The organism is Streptomyces sp. NPDC056486 (genome assembly GCF_042795295.1).
Classification (GTDB): domain Bacteria; phylum Actinomycetota; class Actinomycetes; order Streptomycetales; family Streptomycetaceae; genus Streptomyces.
On the sequence record NZ_JBHTSF010000050.1, the window covers coordinates 19,751 to 39,482 of the forward strand.

The 19,732-nt window shown below is 69.2% G+C and carries 22 protein-coding genes; 14 read left to right on the forward strand and 8 right to left on the reverse strand.

Annotated elements, in window-relative coordinates; translation table 11 throughout:
• Positions 1-19 precede the first annotated feature (19 nt).
• Complete coding sequence (locus ACFQ7F_RS21090) at positions 20-385, forward strand: winged helix-turn-helix transcriptional regulator (RefSeq protein WP_383272538.1); 366 nt, start codon at positions 20-22, stop codon at positions 383-385.
• Here the strand turns inward: ACFQ7F_RS21090 and ACFQ7F_RS21095 are convergent.
• Complete coding sequence (locus ACFQ7F_RS21095; protein ID WP_383272540.1) at positions 354-764, reverse strand: hypothetical protein; 411 nt, start codon at positions 762-764, stop codon at positions 354-356. The genes ACFQ7F_RS21090 and ACFQ7F_RS21095 overlap by 32 nt on opposite strands.
• 270 nt (positions 765-1,034) lie before the next feature.
• Here ACFQ7F_RS21095 and ACFQ7F_RS21100 point away from each other — a divergent pair, with 270 nt between their 5' ends.
• The 9 genes from ACFQ7F_RS21100 (at position 1,035) to ACFQ7F_RS21140 (ending at position 8,141) form a co-directional block, all read left to right on the forward strand.
• Positions 1,035-1,487 carry a cupin domain-containing protein gene (locus tag ACFQ7F_RS21100; protein WP_383272542.1) on the forward strand — a complete coding sequence of 151 codons (453 nt, stop codon included), beginning with the start codon at positions 1,035-1,037 and terminating at the stop codon, positions 1,485-1,487.
• Positions 1,484-2,548, forward strand: a complete 1,065-nt coding sequence (locus tag ACFQ7F_RS21105; RefSeq protein ID WP_383272544.1) for a methyltransferase domain-containing protein — start codon at positions 1,484-1,486, stop codon at positions 2,546-2,548. The genes ACFQ7F_RS21100 and ACFQ7F_RS21105 overlap by 4 nt, the downstream gene beginning before the upstream one ends.
• Before the next feature lie 29 nt (positions 2,549-2,577).
• The gene (locus ACFQ7F_RS21110; RefSeq protein ID WP_383272607.1) at positions 2,578-3,852 is read left to right on the forward strand and encodes a beta-ketoacyl-[acyl-carrier-protein] synthase family protein; all 1,275 of its coding nucleotides are present in this window, start codon (positions 2,578-2,580) and stop codon (positions 3,850-3,852) included.
• On the forward strand, positions 3,849-5,090 hold the full coding sequence (locus tag ACFQ7F_RS21115) for a beta-ketoacyl-[acyl-carrier-protein] synthase family protein (RefSeq protein WP_383272546.1): 1,242 nt from the start codon (positions 3,849-3,851) through the stop codon (positions 5,088-5,090). The genes ACFQ7F_RS21110 and ACFQ7F_RS21115 overlap by 4 nt, the downstream gene beginning before the upstream one ends.
• Positions 5,069-5,497, forward strand: coding sequence for a holo-ACP synthase (acpS, locus tag ACFQ7F_RS21120; RefSeq protein WP_383272548.1), 429 nt, complete (start codon positions 5,069-5,071; stop codon positions 5,495-5,497). The genes ACFQ7F_RS21115 and acpS overlap by 22 nt, the downstream gene beginning before the upstream one ends.
• A 60-nt stretch (positions 5,498-5,557) precedes the next feature.
• A complete protein-coding gene (locus tag ACFQ7F_RS21125; protein ID WP_383272609.1) occupies positions 5,558-5,812 on the forward strand; it encodes an acyl carrier protein in 255 nt (84 codons plus the stop codon).
• Between the two features lie 4 nt (positions 5,813-5,816).
• Complete coding sequence (locus ACFQ7F_RS21130) at positions 5,817-6,260, forward strand: SRPBCC family protein (RefSeq protein WP_383272550.1); 444 nt, start codon at positions 5,817-5,819, stop codon at positions 6,258-6,260.
• Positions 6,261-6,267: 7 nt separating this feature from the next.
• Positions 6,268-7,260 (forward strand): carbohydrate kinase family protein, encoded by a 993-nt coding sequence (locus ACFQ7F_RS21135; protein WP_383272552.1) that lies wholly within the window; start codon positions 6,268-6,270, stop codon positions 7,258-7,260.
• Between the two features lie 62 nt (positions 7,261-7,322).
• A complete protein-coding gene (locus tag ACFQ7F_RS21140) occupies positions 7,323-8,141 on the forward strand; it encodes a cyclase family protein (RefSeq protein WP_383272554.1) in 819 nt (272 codons plus the stop codon).
• A gap of 68 nt (positions 8,142-8,209) precedes the next feature.
• Here ACFQ7F_RS21140 and ACFQ7F_RS21145 read toward each other — a convergent pair whose 3' ends face one another.
• A complete protein-coding gene (locus ACFQ7F_RS21145) occupies positions 8,210-8,875 on the reverse strand; it encodes a response regulator (RefSeq protein ID WP_383272556.1) in 666 nt (221 codons plus the stop codon).
• A 413-nt stretch (positions 8,876-9,288) separates the two neighbouring features.
• Here ACFQ7F_RS21145 and ACFQ7F_RS21150 point away from each other — a divergent pair, with 413 nt between their 5' ends.
• Complete coding sequence (locus ACFQ7F_RS21150; protein WP_383272558.1) at positions 9,289-11,157, forward strand: alpha-L-fucosidase; 1,869 nt, start codon at positions 9,289-9,291, stop codon at positions 11,155-11,157.
• Between the two features lie 229 nt (positions 11,158-11,386).
• Complete coding sequence (proP, locus tag ACFQ7F_RS21155; RefSeq protein ID WP_383272560.1) at positions 11,387-12,859, forward strand: glycine betaine/L-proline transporter ProP; 1,473 nt, start codon at positions 11,387-11,389, stop codon at positions 12,857-12,859.
• Between the two features lies 1 nt (position 12,860).
• Here proP and ACFQ7F_RS21160 read toward each other — a convergent pair whose 3' ends face one another.
• Positions 12,861-13,595, reverse strand: a complete 735-nt coding sequence (locus tag ACFQ7F_RS21160; protein WP_383272562.1) for a MerR family transcriptional regulator — start codon at positions 13,593-13,595, stop codon at positions 12,861-12,863.
• Positions 13,596-13,807: 212 nt separating this feature from the next.
• On the opposite strand from ACFQ7F_RS21160, the gene ACFQ7F_RS21165 reads away from it, so the two are divergent.
• Entirely contained in the window at positions 13,808-14,458 is a 651-nt protein-coding gene (locus ACFQ7F_RS21165) for a hypothetical protein (protein WP_383272564.1), read from the forward strand.
• Positions 14,459-14,510: 52 nt separating this feature from the next.
• Here ACFQ7F_RS21165 and ACFQ7F_RS21170 read toward each other — a convergent pair whose 3' ends face one another.
• The 3 genes from ACFQ7F_RS21170 to ACFQ7F_RS21180 all read right to left on the reverse strand — a co-directional run bounded on the left by ACFQ7F_RS21170 (position 14,511) and on the right by ACFQ7F_RS21180 (position 16,515).
• A complete protein-coding gene (locus ACFQ7F_RS21170; protein ID WP_383272566.1) occupies positions 14,511-15,248 on the reverse strand; it encodes a dienelactone hydrolase family protein in 738 nt (245 codons plus the stop codon).
• 188 nt (positions 15,249-15,436) lie between these two features.
• Positions 15,437-15,694 (reverse strand): DUF397 domain-containing protein, encoded by a 258-nt coding sequence (locus ACFQ7F_RS21175; RefSeq protein ID WP_383272568.1) that lies wholly within the window; start codon positions 15,692-15,694, stop codon positions 15,437-15,439.
• Entirely contained in the window at positions 15,691-16,515 is an 825-nt protein-coding gene (locus ACFQ7F_RS21180; protein ID WP_383272570.1) for a helix-turn-helix domain-containing protein, read from the reverse strand. The genes ACFQ7F_RS21175 and ACFQ7F_RS21180 overlap by 4 nt, the downstream gene beginning before the upstream one ends.
• 156 nt (positions 16,516-16,671) lie before the next feature.
• Between ACFQ7F_RS21180 and ACFQ7F_RS21185 the strand changes: the two genes are divergently transcribed.
• The gene (locus ACFQ7F_RS21185; RefSeq protein ID WP_383272572.1) at positions 16,672-17,106 is read left to right on the forward strand and encodes an ATP-binding protein; all 435 of its coding nucleotides are present in this window, start codon (positions 16,672-16,674) and stop codon (positions 17,104-17,106) included.
• A 12-nt stretch (positions 17,107-17,118) separates the two neighbouring features.
• Here ACFQ7F_RS21185 and ACFQ7F_RS21190 read toward each other — a convergent pair whose 3' ends face one another.
• Both ACFQ7F_RS21190 and ACFQ7F_RS21195 read right to left on the reverse strand, forming a co-directional pair.
• A complete protein-coding gene (locus tag ACFQ7F_RS21190) occupies positions 17,119-18,051 on the reverse strand; it encodes a hypothetical protein (RefSeq protein WP_383272574.1) in 933 nt (310 codons plus the stop codon).
• Between the two features lie 116 nt (positions 18,052-18,167).
• Positions 18,168-19,646, reverse strand: a complete 1,479-nt coding sequence (locus ACFQ7F_RS21195) for an MFS transporter (RefSeq protein ID WP_383272576.1) — start codon at positions 19,644-19,646, stop codon at positions 18,168-18,170.
• Positions 19,647-19,732: the final 86 nt, after the last annotated feature.

The window sequence follows — 19,732 nt, forward strand, 5'->3', positions numbered from 1 at the left end:
CCGGTGTTAGCGTCAGCGGATGACCGCACCCCTGCCCGGCAAGCCGACCCGTGCCTCCACCACGGGACGCCCTCTGATGGCCGCCCTCGACCTCTTCGGGCGGCGCTGGAGCCTGCGGATCGTCTGGGAGCTGCGGGCCGAGCCGCTGGGGTTCCGCGCACTGCAGGAGCGGTGCGACGCGATGTCGTCCAGTGTGCTGCGCCAGCGTCTGACCGAGCTGCTCGAAGCCCGCCTGGTGCGGCAGCTGCCCGACAGCTCCTACGCCCTGACCGCGCTCGGCAGCGAGGCCCACGAGGCCCTGCGCCCCCTGGACGCCTGGGCCGGACGCTGGGCGACGGAGGTCAGCAAGGACGTCAACGCCGACTCGGCAGAGGATCGGCGATGAGCGCGTCGCGCATCTGATTGATGGCGGCCGTCAACGTACTGAGCGGCCGCAGCAGCAGAGTCGCCTCCGCCAACCGGCCCTCGGCGTCGACCTGTTGCACGAAGGCCCCGTACACGGAATCCGCACCCACGTTGCCCGTGAAGGTCGTCACGCTCTGCTGTCCCTGTCCCTGCCCCTGCCCGGCCTTCCCCGGGTCGTCGAACTCCCGCAGCGGTTCGATCCCCGTCAAGCACTGCCCGATCTTCGGGAGCAGGTGCGCCACGTCGTCCCGCCCGCTGTAGTCGGCGACAGGGCTGTGGAAGACGACGTCCCGCGCGAGCAGGAGCCGGGTCCGGTCGGGCGCGCCGGGTGCCAGTAAGTCACGTACGTCGAGGCTCATCGGTGTCACTCCTCCTGACTGCTTCGCCACTGCTTCGATTTCCGAAGCGGCGTCCCTCGGAGCGTAGCCCAGGCACCGGGACTTTGTCCCACGCCCGTGGGCCCCCATCCCAGGCAAGTCCGGCTCCATGTCCCGACGTCAGCGGCGGTCTATGCCCATAGATGAGCCCACCGTCACTGACCTACTTTCGATTTTGGCGCCGCTGGAATCACGGCGAGAGCGCCCACCTCATTCCGAGGCATCCGGAGAACATCCCGAGAAAGGCCGTACATGAAGCGCGTACACAGGACCGCGGTCAAGGCCGAAATAGTCCGCGAGCCGGGAGCGAAAGAGACCACCCACCGGAAGCTCATCGACACACCGGACGGCGCCGACCGCTTCGTCCTCACCGAATTCGAGGTCTTGCCGAACGGTTCCACGCCGCCGCATTTCCACGAGTGGGAGCACGAGATCTATGTGCTCGAAGGCTCGATGGGGCTCGTCATGCCCGAGCTGGGCAAGACCGAGCAAGTCGGCCCCGGCGACGCCATCTTCATTCCCCGGGGCGAGCCCCACGGCTTCGTCACGGGAGCGGACCAGACCTGCCGGTTCCTGGTCGTCGCGCCCTGCGAGCGGCCCCCGGTACGGAACGTGTTCCTCTCCGACGACCCGTACGAGTACACGCAGAACCCCGAGTACGTGAGCCTCGTGGAGGGCGGCAAGCTCGTGGAGGGAAGCAAGTGAGTGCCCCGACGGCCGTGGCTCCCAGCCGCGCCCTCGCTCCGTACGAGGACGCACCGGACCCCGGTCCGCTCCTCGCCCTGAACTTCGGCTTCGCCCGCGCCAGGGTGCTCGGCACGGCCCTGGAGCTGGGTGTGTTCACCGGCCTCGTCCGGGGTCCGCGCGGCACGAGCGGCCTAGCCGTCGAGCTGGACTGCGACACCGGGGCGCTGCGCGCACTGCTCGCGGCCCTGGAGCAGTTGGGCCTGGTCGCGGGCGGCGCCGATGAGAGCTGGACGCTCACCAACGTGTCCCGCGCCTACCTGGTCGAGGGCGGCCGGGGCTACCTCGGCGAGCACTTCGCCGACGTACTCGCGGAGTGGGACCAGTGGAGCGGCCTCACCGAACTGATGCGGTCCGGCGGGCACGGCGGCGGTGAGCTGGGCGCGCCCGAGAACCGGGACCTGTACCCGGGAATGTTCGCCGGAATCTTCCCGGTGGGGGTGCGTGCCGCCTTCCGTGCGGTGCGCGAGCTCGCCCTGCCGGACGCGGGCCACGTCCTGGACTTCGCGTCGGGCGCAGGCGAGTGGGGCATCGCCCTGGCCGCCGCCGACCCCCGGGCACGGGTGGTGGCGCACGACTCCCGGGAACTGCTCGACACCGCGCGCGAGCGGGCGGTGGAGTTCGGCGTGGCGGAACGGTTCCGCTTCGTCCCCGCCGACTTCACCAGGGACTACGCGGGCGACTTTCCCAAGGCGCCCTTCCCCGACGGCTGTTTCGACACCGTCGTCCTGTCGCACCTGAGCCGCTTCGCGGGACCTGACGCCACGGAGCGCCTCGTTCACGAGTGCGCACGGCTGCTGCGTCCCGGCGGCACCCTGCTGGTCGTCGACGTCATGCGCCAGGGGCCGGGGCAGCCCGCCCTGCACCGCCCGATGATCGCGCTCAGCCTCCTGGTGAACACCGAGGCGGGCGGGATCCAGGAGGAATCCGCGTACCGCGCGGTCATGCAGAAATACGGGGTGACGGCAAAGGAGTCCGTCACACCCGGCCTCATCACCGTCCTCACAGGAGAAAGGCGTTAGTGGTTCACGTGGTTCACGTGCAAGAAGTGGTGGTCACCGGATTGGGTGTAGTAAGCCCGGCCGGAATAGGAACAGAAGCGTTATGGGAAACGATCTCCGCGGGAAAGAGCGTGACGAAACCTCTTTCCGACATCACGAGTTCGGCTCTCTTCAAAGACTTCGACTTCGTGTCGGACTCGATCGCTGAGGTCTCCGGATTCGAGGAGCAGATACCGGGCCTTCCGCCCGAGGTGCAACGGCTCGACCGGTACACACAGTTCGCCGTCGCGGCTGCCTACCAGGCCGTACGGGACGCAGGGCTCGACCAGGGCACCTACGACCCCGAGCGCGCCGGACTCTCGTTGTCCACGGCGGTCTGCGGCACCCCGAAGATGGAGGAGGAGTTCCTGCGGGTCACCGACGAGGGCCGCAAGCCGATCGACCCCGCCAAGGCGGGCCGCGACCTGTACCTCGCGTCCATGTCGAACACCCCGGGCACGATCCTCTCGGCGCTGCTCGGCATGCAGGGCCCGTGCGTCACCCTGTCGACCGGCTGCATCGGCGGCGTCGACGCGATCGGCCATGCTTACGAGGCCATCCGCCACGGGGAAGCGGACGTGATGATCGCGGGGGCCACGGAGGCGCCCATCACCCCGGTGACGGTGGCGTCCTTCGAGATCATCAACTGCCTGTCGCGCTCCCACGCCGACCGGCCCGAAGCCGCATCGCGTCCGTACGACGCGGGCCGCGACGGCTTCGTGCTCGGCGAGGGCTGCGGAGTCGTCGTACTGGAGTCGCGTGAGCACGCGGAGCGCAGGGGGGCCGCGCCCTACCTGACGGTCGACGGGTTCTCGCACACCTCCAACGCGGCGCACATGACCGACCTGCTCTCCGACGGCGAGGACCTGACCCGCGCCATGACACAGGCCGTCGCGGAGGCCGGCCTGCGTCCGCGGGACATCGACCACGTCAGCTCGCACGGCAGCTCGACCCCGCAGAACGACACCTGCGAGACCAGCGCCCTCAAGCTCGCCCTCGGTGAGCGCGCCCACGAGATCCCGGTGAACTCGGCGAAGTCGATGGTCGGCCACGCCCTGTCCGCCGCGAGCGCCATGGAGATCGTGCTCTGCGCCCTCGCGGGCAAGCACTCTTTCGTCCACCCGACCGCCAACTACGAGAACCCCGACCCGACATGTGACCTCGACTACGTCCCGGGCGAAGGCCGCCCGTGGCACGGCGAGGCGATCCTCAAGGGGGCCAGCGGATTCGCGGGTCTGCACGCCGCGCTCGTCACGCGGGCCGTGCGGGAAGGGGCGCACCGATGAGTATCGTCATCACCGGCATCGGCGCGGTCACGCCCGCGGGCATCGGCATCGACCCCTTGTGGGACAGTGCGCGCGCAGGCGTCCCGCAGGTCGCCGCCATCGACCGCTTCGACGCCTCGGAGTACGCCACTTCGGCGGCGGGACAGTCGGACTTCGACGCCGACGCCGAACTGCCGTCCCGCTTCGTCAAGCGCACCGACCGCTTCACGCACCTGTCCGTGCACGCCGTGCGCCAGGCCCTCACGGACGCCCGCGTCACCGTGGGCGAAGAGGCATCGGCCGAGCGCACCGGTGTCATGGTCGGAAACATCCTGGGCGGCTGGGAGTTCGCCGAGCGCGAGCTGCGCCACCTGTGGACCGACGGGCCGCGCGCGGTCAGCCCCTACCAGGCGACCGCCTGGTTCCCCGCGGCGCCGCAGGGCAACATCTGCATCGACCAGGGGATCAAGGGCCCGGCGCGCACGTTCGTCGCCGACCGGGCCAGCGGTGCGTACGCGCTGATCGGCGGGGCCGAGGCGCTCCTGCGCGACCGCGCGGACGTCGTGATCGCGGGCGGCGTGGAGGCGCCTCTGTCGCCGTACGGCTGGCTCTGCATGGAGACCAGCGGGCTCGGCGCCAAGTCCCGCGGTTCGCTCGCCCCGCACGAGCTGTACCGGCCGTTCGACTCGGGCCACGGCGGCAGCGTCTTCGGTGAGGGAGCGGTGTTCCTTGTCATGGAGCGGCGCGAGCACGCCGAGCGGCGCGGGGCGCGGATCCTGGGCGAGCTCGCCGGCTGGGGCGTGAGCACCGACGGCTACATGCCGTACTACACCGTCGAGCCGACCGGGCAGATCCTCGGCCGTGCCATGCGGACCGCCACGGAACGCGCCGGGATCTCCGGCGGCGACATCGGAGCGGTCTTCGCACACGGCTCGGGCGTCCCGTTCGAGGACGTGACGGAGGGATACGCGCTGCACGAGGCGTTCGGCCCCTCCATCGCACGCCAACTCCCGGTCACGGCACCCAAGTCGGGCTTCGGCCACCTCTTGGGGGCGGCTGCTCCCGCCGACGCGGCGCTCGCTCTGCGGGCGATGCGCGACGGGGTCGTGCCGCCGACCGTGAACCTGGACCGCCGGGCTCCCGGCATCGACCTCGACCTGGTCGCGGGGCAAGCGCGCCCCGTGGCCGACTGCGAGCACACGCTGGTGGTCTCGCGCGGCCTGGGAGGTGTCAACGCATGTCTGTTGCTGAAGCGCTGACGGAGCGTGGGGTCCTGCCCCGGTCGGCCGGCATCCGCGCGGTGGGCATCGACATCGTCGACGTGGAACGCCTGCGCGGCATGGCCGAGCGGCGTGGACAGCGGCTCCTGGAGCGGCTCTTCACGGTCAATGAACAGGCCCTGTGCGAGGACGCGTCACCCCGCCACCGGGCGTACCGCATGGCGGGCCGCCTGGCCGCCAAGGAGGCCGTGCGCAAGGCGCTCGGCGGCTACGGCGAAGGCCTGGCCTGGCGCGACGTCGAGATCGGCCGCGACGCGTCGGGCGCACCGGTGCCCCGTCTTGTCGGCCGGGCCGACGAGGCGTTCCGGCGCGCGGGCTACAGCGGGCTGCACGTGAGCATCTCGCACGAGGCGGGCGTGGCCGTGGCGATCGCGGTCGCCGACTGACCATCGCCACCGCCATCGCACCTGCTCAACACCAAATACCTGAAGGAGTACGTGAGTTCCATGGACATCCGCGAGAACGTGGTCACCGTCATGCGCGGTGCCGGCTTCAAGAACGAGGAGCTGACCGACGACCAGCGCCTGGCCGAGGACCTCGACATCGACTCGACCGAGCTGGTCGAGGTCGTCGTCGCCCTCGAACAGCACTTCGGCGTCAGCATCGACGCCGACGCCGAGGGCGGCTTCCGCACCTTCGGTGACCTCGTCGGCTGTGTGGAGCGCCTGCTTCTCGCAGGCGTCGCCGCGGTGGGGAGCTGATTCGATGCCCAGGATCGAGAACAGCGTCGTCATCGAGGCCGACACCCAGCACGTCTTCGAAATCACCAACGACATCGGCCGCTGGCCCGACCTCTTCGACGAGTACAACCACGCCAAGGTGGTCTCCGAGGAGCGGGAAGGACGTTGGACCGAGATCCTCTTCGAGCTGACCAACCCCGAGGGCGCGACCTGGAGTTCCTGGCGGCTCCTGGACCACCGCGAGCTCACGGCGGTCGCCGAGCGGCGCGATCCGCTCTTCCCGTTCCGCTACATGCACCTCAAGTGGAGCTATCAGGAGGTGCCCGAGGGGACCTTGATGACCTGGGTCCAGGACTTCGAGGTCGACGACGCCTTTGATGTCCCGCTGCCGACCGTCGTGGAGCGCATGCAGCTGCACACCCGGCAGAACCAGGCGGGCATCAAGCGGAAGATCGAGTCCGGGGTCTGAGTTCTCCGTGCCCATCGCCGTCACGGGGGTCATCGCGATGGACCACCTCATGACCTTTCCGGGCCGCTTCCCGGAGCGGTCGGCCGGGGACCGGCTGCACGTCGCGTCCCTGGCCTTCCTCGCCGAGGGGCTCGAAATACGCCGGGGCGGAGGCGGTGCCAACATCGCCTTCGGCCTCGGCAGGCTCGGTCTCGATCCGGTCCTGATCGGCGCGGTCGGCTCCGACTTCGCCGACTACCAGGTGTGGCTCAAGCAGCACGGGGTCGACACCGAATCCGTCCTCGTCGTGCCGGGCGAGCACACCGCGCGTCACGTGTGCACGACCGACGTGGAGGGGGAGCGGGTCAGCACCTTCCGGCCGGGCGCCATGGGGGCCGCCGCCACTCCCTCTCTTCCCTCGCTGCGTTCCGTCGCGGAGCGCACGGGCGGTCTGGGCCTGGTGGTGGTCGCGCCGGGCGACCCGGCCGCGATGCTCCGGCACACCGAGGAGTGCCGTGCGCTGGGGCTGCCGTTCGTGGCCCACCCTTCGTGGCAGATCGGGGGGATGGACCGCGCGGACCTCAAGTACCTCGTCTCCGGTACGAGTTGCCTCTTAACCAATGAGGACGAGTCGGCGCGGCTGATGGAGTCCACCGGCTTGAGCCGTCCGCAGATCCTCGACCGGGTCGGGGCGTGGGTGACCACGCTCGGCGCCGCCGGGGTGCGGATCGAACGCGGCGGCCATGAGCCGTCCCTCGTCCCCGCCATCGGCTCGGTCACCGTGGCCGAGCCGAGCGGGGCGGGGGACGCGTTCCGGGCGGGCTTCCTGGCGGGTGCCGCCCAGGGGGCGCCGCCCGAGCGGGCCGCCCAACTAGGGTGCGTGCTCGCTTCGTTCGCTCTGGAGACGACCGGCACACAGGAGTACGCGCTGGACGTACGGCGCCTCCTCAACCGGGTCCGTGAGGCGTACGGCCATACGGCGGCGGCCGCTGTCCGCCGTCTGGTCACCTATGCCGCGTAAGGCCGCACCGGGGCTCACCGAGACGCCACCGAAGCGTCACCGACACAGAAGGAAAGACCGAGATGCATCCGAGCACGTACGTAGACCTGAGCATCCCCATCAGCCGCCGGGCGCCCGGCGTGGAGTTCGAGCAGTGGCTCCACCGGGACGGCATCCGCCACCTCTCGCGCAGGATCAGGGCGTTACCGGGGGACAGCCGCAAGGACCGGCGGCGCAACTACTGGCGCTGGCTGACCGGGGCCCGCCGCCTGCGCACAGGCGATCTGCCCGACGGCTGCTTCCTCTCCAACGAGTTCTACCGGATGTCCGTGCACCAGGGCACCCACGTGGACGCGCCCTTCCACTACGGCCCCGAGTGCGCGGGCAGGCCCGCGAAGAAGGTCCTCGACCTGCCGCTCGACTGGTTCCGCGGGCCCGGCGTCGTCCTCGACGTACGGGAGTGCGGGGGGCGCGTCACGGCAGCGGACGTGAAGGAGGCGCTGCACGCGGCCGGTGCGGAGGCCGGGCCGGGGACCGTGGTGCTCTTCCGCACCGACTCGGATCTGCGCCTTGGCACTCCCGCGTACTACACGGAGTCCACCGCCATCACCCCCGAGGCCGTCGACCATCTGCTGGATCTCGGCGTGAAGGTGCTCGGCACGGACTGCTGGAGTTTCGACGGCCCCGCACGCGCGATGGTGGAGTCCTTCTACGGGACGCGCGATCCCGCGGCTCTCTGGCCCACGCATCTCCACGGCAGGAAACGGGAGTTCATCCAGATTGAGGGCCTGGCCCGATTGCGGGACCTCCCGCAAGCCGGTGCGTTCACCTTCATGGCCTTCCCCGTTGCCCTTGCCGACGCGGGTGCCGCATGGTGCAGGGCAGTGGCCGAAGTGCATTAGGCGGGCCAATTGCACGGGCAATTAAAACTTGTCCCGGTGCGGTGTCAGGGAGCTGACCGCCCGCTGCGTCACGGGTCCGTCACGAGCCCTCCTTGGCGGCCCAGAGAGCGTTTCGCGTACAGGACGGTCTGTACACGGTTGGGCGTGCCCAATTTGGCGTAGATGCGGCTCAGATAGTTGCGCACGGTCTTCGGGCGAATGCCCAGAGCAGTGGCGATGCACTCGGTCTCGTAGTCGTCGGCGACCAGGGACAGGATCTGTCGCTCGCGCTCGGTCAGCGTCGAGAGCGCCGCGTCGTCGCCGCGGTGGCGGCCCGCCATGAGCTGCAGGATCGGCCCCGCGGTGGCCGCGGTGAACGCGGCGCCGTCGCGGTGCACGGCGAGGAGCGTCCCGTGCAGTTCGTCCGCGTCGATGCGGCGGGAGAGATAGGCGTTGGCGCCGGCCACGAAGGCCTCGCGCATATAGACCGGCTGCTGGTTGGAGGAGAGGATGACGATGCGCACGTGGCCGGACTCCCGGCGAATGGCCCGGATCGCGTCCACGCCGCCCGTTCCGGGCACGCCGAGCCCCATCACGACGATCTGCGGGCGGCGCCCGCGTAAGTGCTCCACCGCCGCGGCGGCGTCATGGGCTATGGACACCACGGAGAATTCCGTAAAGCCGTCGAGAAGCTTTCGGAAACCTTCGAGCACGAGTTGTTCGCTGTCGACGAGCAGGACTTTTATCGATGACATTGATATCCCCCAGGGTTCCGCATTCACGACTGTGAAAGATCAGAACAGAGGGACATCAAGTGTTGTGCTCCGCGCCCCCGTTGGCTGATTTTCATCGTCGACGAATTATCTGCCTGAGGCGATGCTACACCCCTCTCGCAAAGACTCATTCGATGAATAGTAAATAATCGGCCCGACGCTCCACGGTGGTTTGTTGGAGTCGCAGATTCCTTTCGCGCGCTGATCGGAATTCGGTTGAAATCAGTAGGGAGGCGCGGTGCGGGGCCTCCGAAGCGCCGCGCTCCCCAGTCATCGGAGCGATGTGGTGCGATCGAGCCAACATCAGCCCCATCGGGCTCAGTTGGGCGCATTGACATCCGATGTATTCGACCCTACGTTCCCGAGCGACCCGTCAACCTCAGGGAGCCGCCCCCATGCGCACACAGCTCAGCCGCACCCGGCGAAGAGTCGCCGGGATCGCCCTGCTCCTCGCCTCGGCCCTCGCCGCCACCGCCGTCCCCGCAGCGGTCGCGGCCCCGACGGAACCCCCCGCAGCCACTGCCCCGGCACCCGGGCGCGCCGCGCCCACCGGCCCGGGAACCGACCACGCCGCCGACGACCCCTTCACCGCCGACCGCACCAACTGGTTCCGGCAGGACCGCTTCGGCATGTTCATCCACTTCGGCACATACTCCAACCTGGAGGGCGAGTACAAGAAGGCCGACGGCTCGCTCTGCCGTGACGCCGAGTGGATCCAGCGCCAGTGCGACATCCCGAAGGCCGAGTACGAGAAGCAGGCCGCGACGTTCAACCCGGCCGACTTCGACGCGAAGGCCGTGGTCAAGGCGGCCAAGGACGCCGGAATGCGCTACATCGTCATCACCTCGAAGCACCACGAGGGATACGCGATGTGGCCCACGAAGGTCAACGACTGGAACCTGCGCGACCACTCATCCTTCGACAAGAAGCGCGACATCCTCGCGGAGCTGAAGAAGGCCTCCGACGACGCGGGCATCAAGCTCGGCTTCTACTACTCGATCTGGGACTGGCACGACCCGGACTTCCCGGACCCGGCCACCTTCCCCAAGTACGAGAAGCGGATGCGCGCCCAGCTCAAGGAGCTGGTCGACAACTACGACCCGGCGCTCCTGTGGTTCGACGGCGAGTGGGAGACGGACAAGCCCAACAACCCCTGGACGGCGAAGGACGGCGAGAACCTCGAGGCCTACCTCCGCGGCCTCGACCCGGACCTGATCATCAACAACCGCGTCGGCAAGCGCCGCGTGGTCGACGGCGACTACGGCACCCCCGAGCAGGAGATCCCCGGCGCCCCGGTCGACGGCCAGCTCTGGGAGTCCTGCATGACCCTCAACGGTCACTGGGGCTTCGCCCGTTACGACACGGACTGGAAGTCGTCGGCCACCCTGGTCAAGAACCTCCTCTCCACGACGTCCCGCAGCGGCAACTACCTCCTGAACGTCGGCCCCGACGCCCGTGGCCGCATCCCGCAGCCCTCCGTCGACCGCCTGAAGCAGATGGGCGACTGGCTGCGTACGTCGGGCCAGGGCAACGCGGTGTTCGGCGCCCGCTACGGCGGACTCGTCGAGGAGCCGTCCTGGGGCTCGGTCAGCCGCAAGGGCGACAAGCTGTACGCGGCGGTCACCCAGTGGCCCGCGTCCGGCGCCGCCCTGCACCTGAAGGCGCGTACGGACTTCGATGTCACGGCGGCGCGCGTGCTCGGCAGCGATCAGAAGGTGACGGTCACCAAGTCCGGCGACGGCATCGACGTGAAGCCGTCCGGCGGGGCGACCAATGACACCGCCACGGTCATCGAGCTGAAGGTGGACCCGGGCCCGACGGCCCGCCCCGGCAAGGGCAAAGGCCTGAAGCAGGAGATCTTCGACAACGCCGACCTGAGCGGCACCCCGAAGATCACCCGCACCGACCGCACCCTCAACCACGCCTGGAAGTACGAGGGCTCACCGGCGGCGAGCATCCCCTCCGACAAGTTCAGCATCCGCTGGAGCGGCGGACTGGAGCCGCGCCGCTCGGAGACGTACACCCTGACGACCGTCTCGGACGACATGGCTCGGGTGTGGATCGACGGCAAGCTGGTCATCGACTCCTGGACGCCGCACGAGCCGAAGATCGACAAGGCCCAGGTCGCCCTCACCGCCGGGAAGCGGCACTCGATCAAGGTCGAGTACGCGGAACAGACCGGCGAGGCCCACCTGAAACTGCTCTGGTCCAGCCCCGGACAGGAGCAGCAGATCGTGCCGGCGGCGCAGCTGTACGCGCGCTGACCCCAAGCTGTCAGGCCCAAGTGGTCGGGCCCAAGTGGTCGGGCCCCAAGTCCTGCGGAGTCAGGACTTGGGGCCCTGCTGGTGAGGACCAATGGCGGGCGCTTTCCGCTCTCCGGAATTGGGAGTGTTGATCGTCGCCCAGCTGGGCAGGCGACGGATTGTCGTTGTCCGGCCACCCAGGTCAGGGCATCGGTGAACGCCTATTACCGACCGAGAGAGTGACTGCACCGTGAGCGCGCCTGAAGCCCCCGAAATACCGGCACCGCCCGCTCCGGAGGCCATAGCCCGGCACCGCACGCTCTTCCGCGCGATCCACCGCCGCAAGAACCCGCGCCTGCGCCAGTCGGACATCACCGTCACCGAAGAAGTGCAGGTCAGGCGGGCAGTCAAGGCGACCGCGCTCGGCAACGCCATGGAGTGGTACGACTTCGGCGTCTACGCCTACCTCGCGGTGATCATCGGCAAGGAGTTCTTCCCCTCCGGCAACGACACCGCGCAGACCCTCTCCTCCCTCGCCACCTTCGCGGCGGCCTTCCTGGTGCGCCCCATCGGCGGCATGGTCTTCGGGCCGCTCGGCGACCGCGTCGGCCGCAAGAAGATCCTCGCGCTGACCATGATCATGATGGCGTCGGCGACCCTGGCGATCGGCCTGATCCCCAGCTACACCACCATCGGCGTCTGGGCCCCGGTCCTCCTCGTCCTCTGCCGCATGGTGCAGGGCTTTTCCACGGGCGGTGAGTACGGCGGCGCCGCGACGTTCATCGCCGAGTACGCGCCCGACAAGCGCCGCGGATTCTGGGGATCCTTCCTGGAGTTCGGCACTCTCATCGGCTACACGGTCGCCGCGGTCCTCGTCACCGCCCTGACCATGGGGCTCAGCGACGACGCCATGCAGTCCTGGGGCTGGCGCATCCCGTTCCTGGTCGCGGCACCGCTCGGCCTCATCGGCCTCTACCTGCGGCTGAAGCTCGACGAGTCGCCCGCCTTCCAGAAGATGGCGGAAGCGGAGAGCGGCCCGGCCGCCGACCGCCAGAAGAAGTCCCTCAAGGAGTCCTTCTTCGGCCAGTGGCGGGCGATGCTGCTCTGCATCGCCCTGGTCGCGGCGTTCAACATCACCGACTACATGCTGCTGTCCTACATGCCGACGTATCTGACGCAGCTCGGCTTCGGCGAGACCGGCGGCCTGATGTCCATCGTGCTCGTCATGCTGATCCTGATGGCGCTCATCAACTCGGTCGGCCGCCTCTCCGACCGCGTCGGCCGCAAGCCGGTCCTGATGGCGGGCTCGGTGGGCTTCTTCGTCCTGGCCATCCCTGCCTTCCTCCTCATCAAGCAGGGCGGCACGGTGGCGGTCTTCACCGGCCTGCTCATCCTCGGCCTGTCCCTGGTCTGCTACCTGGGCGTGATGTCCTCCTCGCTCCCCGCCCTCTTCCCCACGGACGTCCGCTACGGCTCGCTCTCCATCGGCTTCAACATCTCGGTCTCGCTCTTCGGCGGTACGACCCCGCTGGTGGTGGCGGCTCTGATCGGCGCGACCGGCAACGACTTGATGCCCGCGTTCTACACGATGCTTGCGGGCCTGGTCGGCATCATCGCGGTGGCCGCGATGAAGGAGACGGCCCGCAAGCCCCTGGAAGGCTCCCCGCCGTCGGTCGCGACGGACGAGGAGGCGCGGGAGCTGGTGGCGGCGCAGCGCCCTTGAGTCACGTTTCGTCAGCGGCGTCGTCCTGCGAGAGCAACGCGTTGACGCGTCGCAGGACGTCGAGCTGGGCCTCGTTGTAGAACTCGGCCACCGCCTGCACGACCACCGACTGGGTGATCGCCTCCTCCCGCCGGGAGGAGGCTTTCAGGTCGCGCAGGAACGGGTGGTCCTCCTGCTGTTTGCGGGTTTCGGGCGCGAGGTGTTCCGCGATCCACTGCCGCACGTCATCGGGCGCGTCCGCGGGGAGGGTCTCGAACCGCGCGGCGACGTCGCTGCGCGGCGCTGAGAGCTGCTCCTTGAGCGCGGACATCGCCGCGGGGGTGAGAATGCTGGAGTACACGAGCAGGAAAGAACGCTGCGCCTCCGGCAGGTCCTTGGCGAGTGCCCTGAAGTCCGCGGGCAGGTCGATAGAGGCCCGGTCGTCCAGGATCGCCGCCAGTTCCCGTCGCATCCGCTGCTGGCGTTCGATGTTCGCCGCGAGCTCTTCGTCCAGGGCACGCAGGATCTGCTCCACCCCTTCGTCGGCGGCCTCGACCGAGGGAATGTCGCAGAGCGGCACGCCGAGGTCGACCAGCCTGCGGATACGCAGCAGGCGGACCAGGTGCTTGACGCCGTACCGCTTGTAGCCGTTGGCCGCTCGTTCCGGCTCGTCCAGCAAGCCGACCTCGTGATAGTGCCGGACGGTTTTCAGCGTCGTTCCGGCGAGTTCGGCCAGCTGTCTCGTGCTCCACGCCACCGACAGACCCTTTCCTGGGGTGCTCCGCCCCCATTCAAAACTGTGCCCCTGGGGCATGGTCAACCCTCGACCGACGGTGTTGACCATGCCCCAGGGGCACAGAGTGCGATGGGGGGCGACCACAGCCGACGGTCCTCGGCGACAACCCCTGCGCGTTGACGCTCTGCCACGCAGGTGATCCCCCGGGTCGAGCGAGCAACGGGAGCGAAAGCATGATCAAAGAGTGGCGGCGGCATCGGGCCGCGCAGCGGGTCAAGCCGGGAGACGGGCGAGCGCTCAAGCGTTTCCGCTGGTGGCAGCTGCCCTTCCGCGCGCTTTTCCATCTTCGGCTGACGAGCGACGACGGCAGGCACACGGTCTACGCCGTCGACATCAGGCACTGGCAGAACCACTCGTCCGACAACCTCAAGGTCCACCTGTACCGCGACGGCAGGCAGCACGCCGTGTCGAAGCTCCCCGCCGCCTTTCCCGTCCCGGGCGGGACCGTCGAGGTGCGGATGAGCACCTTCGGGATCAAGCGCTGCCACTACGTCACCGACAGAGGTCCCGAACACCAACTCGCCCCGGACCCGCACTCCGCCGAGGGGCGCCGCGCGCGCCTCGAACGCGAGCGTCCCGCGCTGAGCCACGCGATCGGCCTCCTCTCCCTGTGCGTGCTCGTCGCCGCCCTGGCCATCCTCATCCCGCAGATCGCCGAACAGCTCACCAAGTCCGAGGGCATCGCCCGGCACACCGGGACCTTCACCTCACCCATCGGTCTGTCGACAGGGGGCAACATCGCGCTCGGCTTGGCCACGGCGGCGGCCAGCACCGAGCGGGCGTGGCGGCTGCGCTACAGCTGGCTCCTTGACGGCGGAGCATGACGGCATCCTGGCCGATGCCGCCTACCTCAGCTGCCGGCCCGGCGGCCCGGACTCACCTCAGGTGCCGGTTGAAGAACCGGCCTCCGTCCTCCACCTCGAACCACGGGGTACCGGTGTGCCCGCCCAGATTGGCGTGCAGCGTCTTCTCCTTGGAGCCGAAGGCGTCGAACAGGTCCAGGGCCCGCTGGCGGGGGTTGCCTTCGTCGTCCCACTGCAGCAGGAACAGCAGCGGAACGGTGACCTGCCGGGCCTCATCGCGCTGGGCGCGGGGCACGTAACCCCCGGCGAAGAAACCGGCGGCCGCGATGCGCGGGTCGACCGCCGCGAGGTGAATGCCGACAGCCGTCCACCCCGAGTAGCCGACCGGGCCGCCGATCTCGGGCAGCGCGAGCAGGGCGTCCAGGGTGGTCCGCCATTCCGGGACCGCGTTTTCGACCAGCGGGCCGACGAGGGCCTCGAAGATCTCGTCGACCGGCTCTCCGGCCTGCATCGCCCGGCGGAGGTCGGCGCGGGTCTGCTCGGCGGCAGCGGAACGGGGCCGGTCACCGCACCCGGGGGCGTCGATGGAGGCCACCGCGTAGCCGTGCGCTGCGGAGTGCCGGGCCCGGGCCACAAGGCGGGGTTCGCCCTTGGGCAGGCCGTTGTTGTGGGCCATCAGGATCAGCGGGGCCGGAGCGGCCCCGGAAGATCCAGCAGAGCCAGGCGTCCACAGGGTGCCGGGGATCTCGCCGAGGGTGAATTCGCGTTCGAGGACGCCGTCGTCGAGGCGTCGTTCGGAAGTGAAGTGCATGGTCGTGCCTTTCGGGAGAGCTGCTTTACGGCGCTCCCGGACGACCTATCGCCCGACCGTGACCCCGGAGGGGAGCACCCATGTCGATACTGCGTTCACGGGTACCACCTCCTCGTTGTTCTCTCGCACGGCCACCGGAAAAGTAGCAGCGGTCGCCGTGCCTCGCCAACGGGTTTATGCGGGAACCCTCACCGAGCGAGCCGACCAGCCCCGAGGCCGGTCACGAACTCCGTCCAGGTACGGGGTTCCAGGGCGAGTCGGGGGCCCTGGGGGTTCTTGGAGTCGCGGACGTGGATGGTGGTGGGGCAGGGGGCGATTTCTACGCAGTCGCCGTCGCCGCCACTGCTGTAGCTCGATTTGCGCCAGGCGAGAGCGACTTCCACGCAGTCACCGGAGCCGCCGCTGCTGTAACTGCTCTTGAACCAGGCCAGTTCGGGGGTGCTCATGCTGCTCCTCGCATCCGCTCCAGCAGGCTCACCGAGTCCTCGAAGGAGAGAGCCTGTGGGCGCATCCTGGCATACCGCATCTGGAGCATGCTGACCACTTTCGGGTCGGAGATGAACTGGCCGCTCTCCTGCCCCTCGGCATAGGCGAACCACTTGTTCTCCGGGGTCTCCAGCAACTGCATGGGACCATCCAACCCCGCATGACTTTCCCTCACCACCGGCATGATCTGCAGCTCGATGTTCCGCCGCTCGGCGAGGCCGAGGACATGGTCGATGAGTTCCATGGTGACGTCATGCCCACCCACGCGCCGCAGGAACAGGTGTTCCTCCAGGATGAAGCTGTACGCCGTGTTCGGCCGCTCGGTGAGCAGTCGTTGGCGCTCCGTCCGGGCCGCCAGCTGCGCCTCGATCTGTTCGTCACCCAGTGGCGGAAGCTGATTGATGAACAAGGTCTGCGCGTACGCGGTCGTCTGCAACAGACCTGGAATCAAGCGGCATTCGTACGTGGAGAGAGCCACCGCCTCCTGCTCCAGGAGAGCCCACTGACGGAACCAGGTGGCGAGGCCGGGCTTGCGCGACAGCTGGTTCGCCGCGAGCCGCAGCGTGCCGAAGGCGTCGAGCGCGGCCTCGCAGCGGTCGATGAATCCCGGCGGAGGGAATCGTCTGCCCTGCTCGATCGAGGCCAGGAAGTGCGAGGAGCAGCCCACCTCATCGGCCAGTCCCTCCTGGGTGACCTGGGCACGCTTGCGGAAACTCTTGAGGACCGCACCGAAGGTCTTCAGACCGTCCGACGGCTCGGGCTCTTTACGGCTTGACGACATCACGGGTAACCCCAGACGCTCGTGTACTGATCCCCACCAACGCGCCCATGGTCACGGTCCGTCACCCCGCCTGTCTACCCTTCGTACTCGTACGCTGACGGAGCGTACGGGTTTGGTTGCTGGCGTACGACTTCAGGTACGGCCACCTTTGGCACCATGCCGACCCAAGTCCAACCCGCCACCCCCCTGCGGGAATTCACCCAACGCCTCAGCGCCACCCCCCGAGGCGCCCGCCTCGCCCGCAGGCTGGCCAGGTATCACCTGGACGGCTGGGGCATCCCGTACGACAGTGAACTGTCCGACACCGCGGAGGCGATCATCGCTGAGCTCGCCGCGAATGCCGTGACCCACGGCCGCGTGCCCGGCCGCGATTTCGAGCTCTGCCTGACGCTCGTCGCGGGCACGCTCCGTATCGAGGTCACTGACACGCTCACTGAACACAGACCGCCGGAGAAGGTCGAACCCCCGGCACCCGACGGGGAGTCGGGCCGGGGGCTCGTGATCGTCGCGGCGCTGGCCACCGGATGGGGCGTGGTCGGGCGGGACGTCGGCAAAACGGTGTGGGCCGAGGTCAGCCGCGGCGGGCAGTGAACGGCGCCGGGGTCAGTCGCAGAGGCGGCGCGTGGTGAGAGCGCCGCCCGTGTTCTCGTTGTCCGTACCCAGGGCCGCGAGGTGGGAGCCGGGTGCGCAGCGCAGTGCCTCGATCTTGTGGCCGTCGAACTTCTCCAGGACCTCGGGCGACTCGGCGACGGACAGCCGCACCTCCCCTTCGGAGGAGATGGACAGCTTGCCCGCGTCGCTCACGGCGGAGTCGAAAGGACCGTCGTCCCCGGCATCGGACGCCGAACTGACCAGCAGGCGACCCGACTTGGTCACTTCGATGTCCGAGGCGTGACGCACGTCCCCCTCCGGATACGGCGCACGGAACGTCGCCTTGTCCACCGGCCCGAACTGCGCCTCACCGTAGGAACTGATCGAGAACGGCGCCGCGTACAGCGTCGCCGGGCGGTCCTCGCCCTCGCCCCGGTCTGCCCAGACAGCCGCCGTCTCCCCGTGCCGCGAGGTGAGCGAGAAGCTCTCGAAGTTGTCGTCCGTGCCGATCGCGGGCAGCGGGGCGATGTCCAGGACCTGCACGGCCTCCCCGGCGTCAGTCAGCTTGAGGTGATAGGCGAGCCCGCGGCTGGCCAGGGCCACAAATTCGTCCGACGTACCCGGCACCGCGTCGAGCGCCTCCAGGTCCTTGGGCTCGGCGCTGCCGTGCCAGGAGATCGGCGAGACCTCGGCTGCCTGGCCGGGGCGGTAGGTGGCTTCGGCGATGCGGTTCTCGCCGGGCTTCTTGTTGTCGCGTACGACGAGGGTGCGCAGGTTGTCACCCGAACGTGAGGTGACGGTGAGGCCGCTGATGCCGGACTTGATGTCGTCCCCGACCTGCTGCCACGAGGCGGCCTTCGGCTGAGCCGTGGACAGGCCGGTGCTGAGCGCCACGGCAACTCCCGTGCCGAGAACAGCAAATGCGGTCAGAACGGTCTTACGCATGGTCAGGGACCTCTCGCTCGATGTGCGACGCGCGTAGATTCACGGCTGGCCGGACCGTAGTGGTCCGGCTGTCGTGAGGGCAAGGGGGGTTACCTGAACTGGTCTAACGGGCAGGTTCACGTGGACGTGGGCTCGCGGTGCTGCGGTTCGGTCTGCTCCTGCCCGGCGGTGGCCGTCTCGGCGGCGGTCGTCCCGCGCTCCGGCCGCAGCAGCGTCGCCGCCAGGGCGAGGCCCGCCGCCGCGATGCCCGTGGCCACCCAGAAGGCGAGGCGGTAGCCGTCGGCCGTGGCCGCCACGACCTGGTCGCCGTCCGCGAGCAGGCTCTCGGTGCGGCTCGCCGCCAGCGTGGTCAGGACGGCGAGGCCCAGCGAACCGCCCACCACCTGCGTGGTGTTGAAGAGCCCGGAGGCGAGACCCGCGTCCTCCTCGCGCGCCCCGGACATCGCGAGCCCCGTCACCGCGGGCATCGCCGCGGCGAACCCGGCGCCGAGCAGCATCATGGAGGGGAGTACGTCGACGACGTACGAACCGTCGGCGGGCAGACGGCCGAGGAGGGCGAGGCCGCCCGTGATGAGGACGAGGCCCGCGAGCAACGAGCGGTAGGGGCCGAAGCGGCCGATCAACCTGGCGGACAGGCCCAGCATCAGGACGCCGATGGAGATGGGGGCGGGCAGGAACGCGAAGCCGGTCTTCAACTCCCCGTATCCGAGCACGCGTTGGAAGTAGAGCGCGCCGATGTACTGGAAGCCGAACATGCCCGCGATCATCAGGATCTGCACGGCGTTGGCGCCGGTCAGTGTGCGGGAGCGGAAGACGCGCAGGCGCAGCAGGGGGCGGGCCGTGCGGGCCTGGCGTACGGCGAAGGCGGTGTACAGGGCGAGGGAGAGTGCGGCGAGCGCGAGAGTGGTCGGTGTCCCGTGCCCGGCGGAGCTGACGATCGTGTAGACGGTGAGCATCAGCGCACCGGTGATGAGCGCGGCGCCCGGGTAGTCCGCGCCCCCGGAGAGGCCCGTGCCGCGGTCGTCTCCCAGGACGCGTACCGCCGCCACGAGCGCGACGGCCCCGATCGGCAGGTTGATCAGGAAGATCCAGTGCCAGCTGAGGGTCTCGGTGAGCGCGCCGCCCAGGAACGTACCGAGCGCGCCGCCCGCCGCGCCGACCGCGCTGAACACCGCGATGGCCTTGGCCTGTTCGCGCGGCTCGGGGAAGAGCGCGACCAGCATGCCGAGCACGACCGCCGATGTCATCGCCCCGCCGACACCCTGCACGGCGCGTGCCGCGATCAACAGGCCCTGGTCGGTGGCGACTCCGCACAGCGCGGACGCCGCGGTGAACACGGCGAGGCCCGAGACGAACATCCGCTTGCGGCCGACGAGATCGCCGAGCCGTCCCACCAGGAGGAGCAGGCCGCCGTAGGCGATGAGGTAGGCGTTCACGACCCAGGCGAGGCCCGGCGCCGAGAAGCCGAGGTCGCTCTGGATGGCAGGCATCGCGACGGTCACGATGTTGCCGTCGATGATCGTCATCAGGAGGCCCGAGGACAGAACGGCGAGCGACGCCCTGCGGGAGCGTGGGGACTTGATGGCATCGGACACGGTGGACACGGTGAAGAACCTCCATGAACTGCATAGGTGCACGACTTGTAACGGGGTTCATCGTGCGTGACCATGGAGGTCGGGAG